The organism is Leptolyngbya subtilissima AS-A7 (genome assembly GCF_039962255.1).
Classification (GTDB): domain Bacteria; phylum Cyanobacteriota; class Cyanobacteriia; order Phormidesmidales; family Phormidesmidaceae; genus Nodosilinea.
Window position 1 is genome coordinate 1 of the sequence record NZ_JAMPKY010000012.1, and the last position, 12242, is coordinate 12242.

At 54.6% G+C, this 12242-nt stretch carries 9 protein-coding genes and 1 pseudogene; 6 read left to right on the top strand and 4 right to left on the bottom strand.

From position 1 onward, the window contains the following. The 3 genes and pseudogenes from NC979_RS22485 to NC979_RS22495 all read right to left on the bottom strand — a co-directional run. Positions 1-143 (bottom strand): annotated as a pseudogene (locus tag NC979_RS22485) (photosystem II q(b) protein); the annotation flags it as partial. 312 nt (positions 144-455) lie between these two features. Continuing rightward, complete coding sequence (locus NC979_RS22490; RefSeq protein ID WP_199308860.1) at positions 456-845, bottom strand: c-type cytochrome; 390 nt, start codon at positions 843-845, stop codon at positions 456-458. Positions 846-1069: 224 nt separating this feature from the next. Then, positions 1070-1438: a phage holin family protein gene (locus tag NC979_RS22495; protein ID WP_199308861.1), complete on the bottom strand. Its 369-nt coding sequence runs from the start codon at positions 1436-1438 to the stop codon at positions 1070-1072. Between the two features lie 672 nt (positions 1439-2110). On the opposite strand from NC979_RS22495, the gene NC979_RS22500 reads away from it, so the two are divergent. From NC979_RS22500 to pstB, 5 genes are all read left to right on the top strand, one after another. Then, positions 2111-2383, top strand: coding sequence for a hypothetical protein (locus tag NC979_RS22500; protein WP_348253811.1), 273 nt, complete (start codon positions 2111-2113; stop codon positions 2381-2383). Positions 2384-2959: 576 nt separating this feature from the next. After that, positions 2960-4006 carry a PstS family phosphate ABC transporter substrate-binding protein gene (locus NC979_RS22505; RefSeq protein WP_190519683.1) on the top strand — a complete coding sequence of 349 codons (1047 nt, stop codon included), beginning with the start codon at positions 2960-2962 and terminating at the stop codon, positions 4004-4006. Between the two features lie 105 nt (positions 4007-4111). Then, positions 4112-5047: a phosphate ABC transporter permease subunit PstC gene (pstC, locus tag NC979_RS22510; protein ID WP_190519685.1), complete on the top strand. Its 936-nt coding sequence runs from the start codon at positions 4112-4114 to the stop codon at positions 5045-5047. Then, entirely contained in the window at positions 5044-5976 is a 933-nt protein-coding gene (pstA, locus tag NC979_RS22515; RefSeq protein ID WP_190519687.1) for a phosphate ABC transporter permease PstA, read from the top strand. Before pstC ends, pstA begins: the two co-directional genes overlap by 4 nt. Before the next feature lie 40 nt (positions 5977-6016). Further along, positions 6017-6823 carry a phosphate ABC transporter ATP-binding protein PstB gene (gene pstB, locus NC979_RS22520; protein ID WP_190519689.1) on the top strand — a complete coding sequence of 269 codons (807 nt, stop codon included), beginning with the start codon at positions 6017-6019 and terminating at the stop codon, positions 6821-6823. 100 nt (positions 6824-6923) lie between these two features. On the opposite strand, the gene speA is transcribed toward pstB, so the two are convergent. Beyond that, positions 6924-8927 carry a biosynthetic arginine decarboxylase gene (speA, locus tag NC979_RS22525; protein ID WP_190519691.1) on the bottom strand — a complete coding sequence of 668 codons (2004 nt, stop codon included), beginning with the start codon at positions 8925-8927 and terminating at the stop codon, positions 6924-6926. A gap of 469 nt (positions 8928-9396) precedes the next feature. Between speA and secA the strand changes: the two genes are divergently transcribed. Then, positions 9397-12186 (top strand): preprotein translocase subunit SecA, encoded by a 2790-nt coding sequence (gene secA, locus NC979_RS22530; RefSeq protein WP_190519693.1) that lies wholly within the window; start codon positions 9397-9399, stop codon positions 12184-12186. Positions 12187-12242: the final 56 nt, after the last annotated feature.

Below are 12242 nucleotides of genomic sequence, written 5' to 3' on the forward strand. Positions count from 1 at the left end.
AAGCAAGCAGTAGCAGCTAGCAGGGTGGGGATCATCAGCACGCCGAACCAGCCCACATACAGGCGGTTCTCGGTGCTGGTCACCCACTGGCAAAACTGCTCCCACAGGGAGGCGCTCTCGCGCCGCTGTAGAGTCGTGGTCATGATGTATTAGTCCTTGGTATTTATCGATTCAAGGTACATGGGCAAACCGTTTAGATTTGTAACCCATGTGAGTAAACCATACCGTAGTTGTGGAGTTTTGTAAACAAACATTCCGTCAAACTTTAATCTATCAAAGCCGCTTAAGGAGAGTTGTCCACCTACAAACAGTGCCAAAACCTCTGTTTGCAGGAGTTTGAACAGGTTTATCCAAGTCAGCAAAATTCTGAGCCGCGATCGCGGCTCAGCCAAAGCCTGTCTATAATTCTCATAAAACTCTGTAACAATTGCTCGCTCAAGAGGCCACTATGGCTGCTACAGCTGCTTTAAATAGATAAGTAGATCAGCCATGTCCTGAGGCTCGGGCTGAAACTGAGGCATAGGCGGGGTTTGACCGCTGATGACCTGTTTTATAAGACCGACCTTGGTCTTGTGGTCAGATACACCTAGTAACTTAGGCCCAACCTCTCCAGTAGCTTCGAGGCCGTGGCACACGGCGCAGTTCATTTTAAAGATTGCCTCACCCCGGCTGCCATTGCCCTCTAGGGAAAGTACTTGATGAACGTAGGGGTCAGCGGCCTGAGAACAGCGCACCGCGACAACGGTCAGCACAACGGCTGTCATCAAGGCCACAGCAGTTAACGCAGCCTTTCTAAGTAGGCTGCTGAGGTCTTCAGTCTGCTCGTCTAACGTTTCTTGTGCCAAGGGAGGAAATATGTCTTCAATTAAATGTTACGTACTTTTAAGAACCTAAGACTGGTTTGCCGCAGAATCTTAAGGATTCCGTCCAGAGGATACCCATTCTTACAGCAGGTCAAATAATCGAATCAGCAGCTACCTTAGAGCGAGCTCCACAAATGATTACACCACTGCAGCAAAAAGCCCTGGACTATCACAGTCTAGGGCTTTTGGCATTGGTACCAGGGTTCTTAAACAGCAACCAACCCAACGGATCTGAGAATAGCGTTGAGAATAGAACTGACGATGGCTAGGGCGATCGCGCCGAGGACAGCGCTCCAAATACCATAGCGAAGGCGGAAGCCCTCAATCAGCCAAGCAGCCAAACCAAACACAATAATGGCCCCAATCAACGGCACTAGCCCCAGGCTAACAAAGGCAAAGAAGCCACGCAGAGCATTGGGGAAGAAGCCCCAGACGCCGTTGAAGGCACCAATGATAGCCCCGCCAAGCAGAGCCTTGACGGGGCTATCGATCTCGACCCCAATGGGGGGGATTTTAGAAATAATCAGCAGGCTGATGGCCAAAATAACGACGCTAATCAAAAATCCAATCAGCATTGGCGTTTCTCCTCACACGAGTAAATGATGGGGTTTATCAGACAAGAAAACCAGCTATAGAAGGGCTTTTGGCCCATTCACCTGAGATTATCGGCCATAAAGTAGCATTTGCTACAGTTTTCGCTTCATCTAAGAAAAGACGGGGCTAGGCCGCCCACTGCATCGCTCTGCCGAATCGCTTCGGTGACAATGCGACCCCAGATCTAAACCTTCTGCAAGAACAGAACCGGGTCTACCCGGTCGGCCAAGCAAATGCCCATAACTGCTTGCATTGGGGTTTGAAGCAGTGCTGACCATTCCTCGGCAGTAAAGGTTTCTCGCATAAGAGCCCCCTATTTTATTGCCTAAAGCTATGCCTAACCATATCGGCAAAATATATGAAAAATCTAACAGCTCCCCATCCTTGCATCCTTAAAAAAGTTCGCCCATGGCCCGTGTTATATTCGCCCTGCTCCAGGTGCATGCTTCAGTGTCTTTGTTTGGGTTGTCGAGGCTGTTTGGAAGTTTGTAGCCCTGCCCGCTACCGTTGTGCCATTGTGCTCGAACTGCTGCTGTTTGGAGACCCTTTAGCGCTGGTGAGATGGTGCGATCGCAGCCTTAGCCTTGCTGCTAGTGGTTCCCGAATAACGGCTGAGGTCAGCGACTACCGAGGGATCTGTCTGGGGTCTGCTGTTGGGCGATCGCTTGCGCTGCTGCAACCGCCTAGGAACTACTGGCAGCACCACTCAGGGGTGGCGATCGCTTTCTACCAAAATTTTTTGCATGCCTCAGCAGCCTGTTGGTGGCCACACCGATCGCGGAACTAACTCTACCAATGGAGAGACCGGGCTGCTGGTTCCAGGAGTGCTGTGTATCGCCCTAGCCCACACATTAGTTTTTATAGAAAGTTTGGGAGAGCTGCGTACCCAACCTGCCAGCATCATCAGCACCCAAGAGCCGTTCTAGGGCATTGCCCTGGTCGCCCTGCTACGGCATAGGTGAGTTGTGGGGTTCATCCACAACCCGCATAGCTTGAATCTAATTAATTATTCTCTTTAAGAAAGATAACGGCGTTTTTAATATTCATTTCTATGGTCAAGTCCAGCGACCGCCTAATGATTATAAAAGGGAGACTCAAAATCCGTCTTAACCTGAAATTAATCTATAAAAAATCTTTTATTAATGTTCGCTTGACCTTCCCTTGAAGGAAATACCTGATCATTATGCCAGGCATAAATACATGTTGGTGGATATTGTCTTTAAGCCTAACTAAAACTGCTGAAGGTTATTTATGGCAGCCTAAGCTCCATTGCTTAGCCAAATTTATCTATGGACAAAGGCTAGTTTCACAGCAGCCCTTAAGTGATAAAGTGTCCTCAGAAAACCGTGTGAATGCACGTTTTCATCTACCACAAAGCCCATTGTATGCCTGATAGCTTAGATCTCGAAGTGATTGACAGAGGATCTAACCATCTGGATCAATGTAGCTGAAAGTTTGCTGAATGAGTTCGTTAAAGCATTGGATTTGGAGTGAGAAGAATCATGGTTTTGAATAAGAAAATGTTGCGCGTAGGCTACTCCTCAGCATTGGTAGCAATGATGGCTAGTTTGGCCGCTTGTGGCGGCGGATCTCAAACCGCAACTCCTGAAGCCGACACCACCGAAACCGCTGCTGGCTCTGAACTGTCTGGAACAGTTTTAGTAGACGGTTCTAGCACTGTCTTTCCCATTTCTGAAGCCATGGCTGAAGAGTTTGGTACAGCCAATCCTGGTGTAGCGGTTACCGTTGGCGTATCGGGAACTGGCGGCGGTTTCAAGAAGTTTTGCGCTGGCGAAACTGACATTACCGGTGCCTCTCGCCCCATCAGCCAGGAAGAAATTGACCTCTGTGCGGAGGCCGGTATTGAATATATTGAGCTGCCCATTGCTCTTGACGGTCTCACGGTGGTAGTTAGCCCCGAGAATGACTTTGCCGAGTGTCTAACCGTCGATGAACTGCTAACCATCTGGGAGCCTGATGCCCAAGATAAGATCAAAAACTGGAATCAGGTTCGCGCTGACTTCCCCGATGCGCCCCTTGGCCTCTATGGCCCAGGCACCGATTCGGGTACCTACGACTTCTTTATGGATGCGATCGGTGCCGATGGCGAAAGCCGGGGTGACTACACCGCTAGCGAAGATGACAACGTAATTGTTCAGGGTGTGAGCGGCGACGCTAACGGCCTCGGATTCTTTGGTCTTGCCTACTTCACCGAGAATCAAGACAGATTGAAAGCTGTGGCCATCGACAGCGGCAACGGCACCTGTGTAGAGCCCAGCGCTGAAACCGTTGCCGACGGCACCTACGTGCCCCTCTCTCGGCCTGAGTTTATCTACGTCAAACAGTCAGTGGCTGAAGACCCTGCGATCGCAGCCTTTGTCAATTTTTATATCTCCCCTGAAAATGCGGGTTTAGTGGATGAAGTTGGCTACGTCAAACTGCCCGAAGAGATCAATGAAAAGGTTATTACTCGCTTTGAGAACAAAACCGTAGGCAGTGTGTTTGAAGGCGGCTCCCCCATCGGCGTTAAGCTTGAAGAAGTGCTCTAGGCCTACATCCTAAACGCCCTCTGGCTTAGCCTTTCCTGAGGTTTAGCCGATCGAGTTCCTGGGGGCCAGCATTGCCTGGCCCCTTATTTTTTAGAGTTCTGTATCATGACGACAAACTCTTCACCGCCCGACCCCAATAACCTCTGGCAACCCAATCGAGGGCTGAATAAGCGAGTCGAGCAGGCCGTTATTTGGCTCTTTGGCTTGTTTGCTCTAATTTCTGTCGCCACCACCTTCGGTATTGTTCTCTCGCTGCTGTTTGAGACCGTGGAGTTCTTCAAAGACGTTCCCCTATGGAACTTCTTCACCGACAGACAGTGGACTCCCCTGTTCACAAACCCTCAGTTCGGCATTATGGTGCTGCTGAGCGCCACCTTTTTAACGTCGCTAATCGCCTTGCTTGTAGCCGTTCCCCTGGGCCTGCTGTCGGCTATCTACCTCAGCGAGTACGCCTCCCCTAAGCTGCGCAAGTGGCTCAAGCCCGCTTTAGAAATTTTGGCAGGGGTGCCCACAGTAGTCTACGGCTACTTTGCGTTGCTGCTAGTCACACCTTTTCTCCAGATATTTATTCCCCAGCTAGGCGGCTTCAACGCCCTGAGCGCAGGCATTGTCATGGGCATTGCCATTACGCCGCTGATTGCCTCCCTGAGCGAAGACGCTATTTACGCTGTACCTAGCGCCCTAAGAGACGGCTCCTACGCTCTGGGTCTCACCAAGCGAGAAACTATTTTTGGCGTCGTGCTGCCCGCCGCCCTTTCCGGCATCGTCGCCTCGGTGATTTTGGCGGTTTCTCGGGCCGTGGGCGAAACCATGATTGTCGCCCTGGCGGCAGGGCAAAACCCAAGACTCGGGCTCAATCCCTTTGTGCCGGTCATGACCATGACGGCCTACATTGTGCAGGTCAGCCTGGGCGACACTCCAGCGGGCTCGATCGCCTTCAAATCAATCTTTGCGGTAGGGATGACGCTATTTTTGCTCACCCTAGTCTTCAACATTATTAGCTTCTGGTTTGTTCGCAAGTTTAGGGAGACCTACGAATGACGCCCCTATCGTCTCAAGCAAAACCCCTCGATACCGGTTGGGATATTGAGGAGAAACAGGTTCTCAATGCCCTAGGCCGCCGCCAGGGTATTGATCAGGGGTTTTCATTGCTGGCCCTCTCAGCCGTCATTTTTTCCCTGTTTGTGCTGGTGGTACTGCTCGCTGACGTACTCATTGACGGTGTACCTGTTCTCAGCTGGAACTTTCTCACTAGCTTTCCTTCTCGCAAAGCCGAAACAGCCGGTATTGTATCGGCCTTAGTAGGCACCATCTGGGTCATGGTGCTGGTGGCCCTGGTTACCTTCCCGATTGGCGTGGGAGCGGGCATTTTTCTCGAAGAGTTTGTGCCCGACAGCTGGCTGGCTCGGGCAATCGAAATCAACATTTCCAACCTGGCTGGCGTGCCCTCGATCATCTACGGGTTGCTGGGTCTCCAGGTTTTTGTGCGCATTCTATTTCCAATTACCCAAGGCCGCACGGTTTTAGCAGGGGCGCTGACCCTGGCCCTGCTGGTGCTGCCCATCGTAATTATTGCGACTCGCGAAGCTCTGAGAGCCATTCCAGGAAGTTTGCGGCAGGCGGGCTTTGCCCTGGGTGCTACCCGCTGGCAGGTGATTCGATCGCACATTTTCCCCCTAGCGCTGCCGGGTATTTTGACCGGGGTGATTTTGGCTCTGTCTCGGGCGATCGGCGAAACCGCTCCTCTAATCACCATCGGGGCCCTCACTTATATTCCCTTCTTGCCCGAGCTGTCTCTGCGGGGGTTACAGAGCCCGTTCACCGTATTGCCCATTCAAATTTTCAACTGGGTGTCTCGACCTCAAGCCGATTTCCATGCCTTAGCGGCAGGTGCCATCATCGTACTGATGGTAATTTTGTTACTGATGAATGCCACCGCCATCTATCTGCGGAATCGCTTTCAGAAGTAGGGTTAGCGCGAGTTTTTTAGTTGCAGCGTAAAGTAACGTCATGACTTCACAATCTGTCAGCCCAGTTGCCACTGAGGCTGCCTTGCGGGCTAAGAACGTCAGTGTGTACTACGGATCAACCCTAGCGGTACGGGATATCAACCTTGATATCTTTAAGAATGAGATCACCGCTTTTATTGGTCCATCGGGCTGTGGAAAGAGCACTCTTCTGCGCTGCTTCAACCGCACCAATGACCTCATTCGCGGAGCTCGGGTTGAGGGCAAGGCGATGTTCCATGGCACCGACCTATACGCCAAAGATATTGACCCGGTTTATGTGCGTCGCCGCATTGGCATGGTGTTTCAAAAACCCAACCCATTTACCAAGTCGATCTACGAAAATATTGCCTTTGCCGCTCGCATCAACGGCTACAAGGGCGATATGGATGAGCTTGTCGAGAACTCTCTCCGGCGGGCTGCCCTATGGGACGAGGTCAAAGACAAGCTCAAGCAAAGTGGCCTTTCTCTGTCGGGCGGCCAGCAGCAGCGCCTCTGCATTGCCCGCACGATCGCCATTGAGCCCGAAGTGATTTTGATGGATGAGCCCTGCTCCGCCCTTGACCCGATCTCGACCCTCCAGATCGAAGAGCTAATGAAGGAGCTAGAGACGCGCTATACCATCGTCATCGTTACCCACAACATGCAGCAGGCGTCGCGAATTTCCGACAAAACAGCGTTCTTTAACGCCGAGGCGACCGAGTCTGGCAACAAGGTCGGCTATCTGGTGGAATACGGGGACACCGAGAAAATTTTTAATGAGCCCAGCGAACAGGCGACCCAAGACTATGTGTCGGGTCGATTTGGTTGATTGAGACTGCTTCAGGTTGTCCTAAGCGCCTGCTGGATTGAGATTTGGAGTCCGGGTGCGTCACGAGAGACAATGACGCGCCCGGACTTTTTAGTTGCAGCTAGGTCAGGTAAGTGTATTGGCTGAGGCTGCGCTCGTAGTGCTGAATCAACAGCTGTGACTCTTCCAGGGTGATCTGGCTATCTTGCAGTGCCCGCTCCGATCGCTTGCGGATATTCTCAATCATGTCTTCGGCGTCGTACTGCACGTAGCCCAGCACCTCGGTCATGGTGTCGCCTTTAACCACCTGCTCCACCTGATAGCCCTTAGGGGTCATGTGGATGTGCACCGCATTGGTGTCGCCAAACAGATTGTGTAGGTTGCCCATAATCTCCTGGTAGGCCCCGCCCAAAAACATGCCCAGGTAGTAAGGCTGATCGGGCTTGAGCGAGTGCAGCTCCAAAACGTGCTTAACGTCGCGCAGGTCAATGAAGGTAGTAATTTTGCCGTCGCTGTCGCAGGTGAGGTCGGCCAAGGTGCCCCGACAGCTCGGCTCTTCGTCGAGCCGGTGAATGGGCAAAATCGGGAATAGCTGCTCGATCGCCCAGGTATCCGGCATCGACTGAAACACTGACAGGTTGATGTAGTAGATCGAGGCCATGCTCTGGTGCAGCTCCTCGATGTCTTCGGGAATGTAATCGGCATCGCTAACCACCGACAGCGCCTTGCGGCAGCAGGCCCAAAACAGCCGCTCGGCCCGCGCCCGCGCCGACAGACTCAGATAGCCAAAGTTGAACAGGCTAATTGCCTCTTCCTTAAACTGCACCGCGTCGTTGTAGAGCTCCTGCACGGTGTTGGGGGTGAGGTTTTGGTAGATCTCGTACAGCTCGCGCAAAATCACGTGGTCGTCGTCACCGGGCATCTCCACCTCCTCGTGGGAGGGGGCATCGCTGCTGCCTAGCACGTCAAAAACAAGCACAGATTGGTGAGACACCAGCGCCCGCCCGCTTTCGCTCACCAAGGTGGGGACAGCTATCCCTTTGATGCGGCAGGCCTCCTGCACCTCGGCCACCACGTCGTTAGCATAGTTTTGGGTGCTGTAGTTTTTAGAAGCGTAAAAGGTGGTCTTAGAGCCATCGTAGTCAACGGCTAGGCCACCGCCTACGTCTAAATAGCGCATGCCCGCGCCCAGCTCCGCCAGTTCGACATAGATGCGGCTGGCCTCCCGCAGGGCCTCTTTGACCACGCTGATGGCCGAGATCTGGGAACCAATGTGGAAGTGCAAGAGCTGGAGGCAGTCGAGCATGTTGGCATGGCGCAGGCGATCGACCACCGCCAGAATCTCTGGGACAGTCAGACCGAACTTGGCGCGATCGCCCGCCGAAATGCCCCAGCGACCGCTGCCCTTGGTGCTGAGCTTGGCCCGCAGCCCCAGCACCGGACGAATGTTGAGCCGCTGGCTGGCCTCAATGGCAATCTCCAGCTCATTCATCTGCTCGATGACGATGATTGGCTGCTGACCAAGACGCTGGCCCAGCATAGCGGTCTCGATGTAGTCCTTGTCTTTGTAGCCGTTGCAGATCAGCAGCGCGCCGGGGGTGTCGAGGGTGGCCAAGGCAATCAGCAGCTCGGGCTTGGAGCCTGCTTCTAAACCAAACTGGTAGGGCTTGCCGTAACGCACCACGTCTTCGAGCAGCTGCCGCTGCTGGTTGCATTTGACCGGGAACACGCCTCGATAGACGCCGCTGTATTTGTAGCGGGCGATCGCCTTGGCGAAGCAAGCATTAATGCGCTCAATGCGGTCTTCGAGAATATCCGAGAAGCGAATCAGCAGGGGCAGGTTGAGGTTGCGCTGCTTGATGGCTTCCACCAGCTCCAGCAGATCGAGCGAGCCACCGCGATCGCCTCTGGGCGACACCGTTAAATGTCCGTCAGCATTGATTGAGAAGTACGGTTCTCCCCAGCTGTGGATGCGGTAGAGTTCCTCGCTGTCCTCGATGGTCCAGGGGGGGGTAACGGCCTCTGAGGATTGCAGCATGTTTTCCAAGGTGGCCCGATGCAGGCGACGAGACGGCGACGGCGACAGGGGTGACGACGGCAGGGGCGGTTGCTGGGCCATATTCATAGGGGCAAGGTGCTCCGCAAGGGTAGACGGGGACAGCGGCTGAAGGGTCGATCGCCGCTGGGGCGCGACCCAAATTGTAACAAAGAGCTACACCTAAAGACGGGGCGTCGGAGGGAGGAGATGGGCGGTTTGCGATCGTCCAAAGCTGATTTTGTGTACAGACCCGGATGCTCGCCTCCACTGTCCAGAATTACAGCTGCCGCCATAGCCCCAGGCCCGCCAAACTGTGCTGCGTCCAGAGTTCTCTGTTTACCTATCCTCTTTAAGAGGATGTTTGCGTCAGCCATTGCTTTACAGCCGGTCAAACGGGCGCCTCCTCAAGCCAAGTGATAGGATAGAAAAGCACTTTCGCCCCGTCTCTCGACCCTGCCGCCGTTGCTCCTGGCCCAGGTGTGGACATTTCTCCTTGCAGAGTAGTCTCCATATGCGATTGACTAAGTGCAGCACCCTTCGCTGACCTGGCTAATTCATGCTAAAGAACCTCCTCGGTGACCCCAACGCGCGCAAGCTTAAGAAGTATCGTCCCGACGTGGTCGAGATCAACCTGCTGGAGGAAGAGATTCAGCAGCTCTCCGACGAGGCCCTAACGGCCAAAACCGCGGAGTTCAAACAGCGGATCGAAAAGGGCGAATCCTTAGACGACCTGTTGCCCGAAGCTTTCGCTGTTGTGCGCGAAGCCTCAAAACGGGTGCTGGGCATGCGCCACTTTGACGTGCAGCTGATTGGCGGCATGGTGCTCCACGATGGTCAGATTGCCGAGATGAAAACTGGGGAAGGCAAAACCCTGGTGGCAACCTTGCCTTCGTACCTCAATGCCCTTTCGGGTAAGGGGGCTCACGTAGTCACAGTGAACGACTACCTGGCCCGCCGCGACGCCGAGTGGATGGGGCAGATTCATCGTTTTTTGGGCCTCAGCGTAGGGCTAATTCAGCAGGGCATGTCGCCCGCCGAGCGTAAACTCAACTACGGCTGCGACATCACCTATGGCACAAACAGCGAGTTTGGCTTTGACTACCTGCGCGACAACATGGCCACCGCCATGGAAGACGTGGTGCAGCGGCCCTTTAACTACTGCGTTATCGACGAGGTCGACTCCATTCTGGTAGATGAGGCCCGCACGCCGCTGATTATTTCCGGCCAGGTCGATCGCCCCGGCGAGAAGTACAACCGCGCCGCCGAAATTAGCCGCGAGCTCCACGCCGAAGAGCACTACGAAGTCGATGAAAAAGCCCACAACGTGCTGCTCACTGACGAAGGCTTCATCAAAGCTGAAGAGCTGCTGGGCGTGCAAGATCTGTTCGACCCCAAAGATCCTTGGGCTCACTATATCTTCAACGCCATCAAGGCCAAGGAACTATTCGCCAAGGACGTTAAGTACATCGTCCGCAACGATGAAGTCATTATTGTGGACGAGTTTACCGGGCGAGTCATGCCCGGTCGCCGCTGGAGCGATGGCTTGCACCAAGCGATTGAAGCTAAAGAGCATGTAGAAATTCAGCCGGAAACCCAAACCCTGGCCAGCATTACCTACCAGAACTTCTTTTTGCTCTATCCCAAGCTGTCGGGCATGACCGGCACCGCCAAGACCGAAGAAGCCGAATTTGAGCGCATCTACAAGCTTGAAGTCACTATCATCCCCACCAACCGCATCGCCGCTCGCCGTGACCTCTCCGATGTGGTCTACAAAAACGAAGAGGCCAAGTGGAAGGCCGTGGCCGAAGAGTGCGCCGAGATGCACGAGGCGGGACGCCCAGTGCTGGTGGGCACCACTAGCGTAGAAAAATCGGAGGTGCTGTCGACGCTGCTCAACGAGCGCGGCGTGCCCCACAACTTGCTTAATGCCAAACCCGAGAACGTAGAGCGCGAGTCGGAGATTGTCGCTCAGGCCGGGCGCAGCGGCGCGGTCACCATTGCCACCAACATGGCGGGGCGCGGCACCGACATTATCCTCGGCGGTAACGCCGACTATATGGCCCGACTCAAGGTGCGCGAGTACCTGATGCCCCGCATCGTCAAGCCTGAGGACGAAGATGAGTTTTCGGTGACGGCGGTGCCGGGCACTAAGGGCCGCGCCCCGGCCCAGGGCTTTGCCCCCGGCAAAAAGGTCAAAACCTGGAAGGCCTCGCCCGACATCTTCCCCATTGAGCTATCGGCGGACACTATCAATGAGCTGAAGGCCACCGTCGACTTCGCCGTCACCACCTACGGCGATCGCAGCCTGACCGAGCTGCAGGCCGAAGACAAGCTGGCCGTCGCTGCCGAAAAAGCCCCCACCGATGACCCCGTCATTCAAAAGCTGCGCGATGTATACAATCGCATTCGCCACGAGTACGAAGCGCTAACTAGTGCTGAGCACGAGCTAGTGATTCAACGGGGCGGCCTGCACGTGATTGGCACCGAGCGCCACGAGTCGCGCCGCATTGACAACCAGCTGCGGGGTAGAGCGGGCCGCCAGGGCGACCCCGGCTCCACCAAGTTTTTCTTGAGCCTGCAAGACAACCTGCTGCGGATTTTTGGCGGCGATCGCGTCGCCGGTCTGATGAACGCCTTCCGGGTCGAAGAAGATATGCCGATTGAGTCGGGCATGCTGACGCGATCGCTGGAAGGGGCCCAAAAGAAAGTCGAAACCTACTACTACGACATCCGCAAGCAGGTGTTTGAGTACGACGAGGTGATGAACAACCAGCGCCGCGCCATCTATGCTGAGCGCCGCCGCGTACTCGAAGGCAACGAACTCAAAGAAATGGTGATCGGCTACGCCGAGCAAACCATGGATGACATCGTCAACGCCTACATCAACCCCGAGCTGCCTCCCGAAGAGTGGAAGCTGCCGGAAATGGTGGGTAAAGTGAAGGAGTTTGTCTACCTGCTCTCTGACCTCACCCCTGAGCAGCTTGAAGACCTCTCTGTGGGCGAAATCCGCACCTTCCTCCACGAGCAGGCCCGCATTGCCTACGACATCAAGGAGGCCCAGGTTGACCAGGTCAAGCCAGGACTGATGCGCGAGGCCGAGCGCTTCTTCATCCTTCAGCAGATCGATAGCCTTTGGCGCGACCATCTGCAGCAGATGGATGCCCTGCGGGAAACTGTGGGCCTGCGAGGCTATGGCCAAAAAGACCCGCTGATCGAGTACAAGAGCGAGGGCTACGAGGTCTTCCTCGACATGATGACGGGCATTCGCCGCAACGTGGTCTATACCCTCTTCCAGTTCCAGCCCCAGCCCCAGCCCCAGGTGAAGGCATCGCAGCAGGTGGGGTAGAGTCGGAGAGGCGCGATCGCCCTACACCACCCTTGCTTTGCTGATAGCAACCGCAT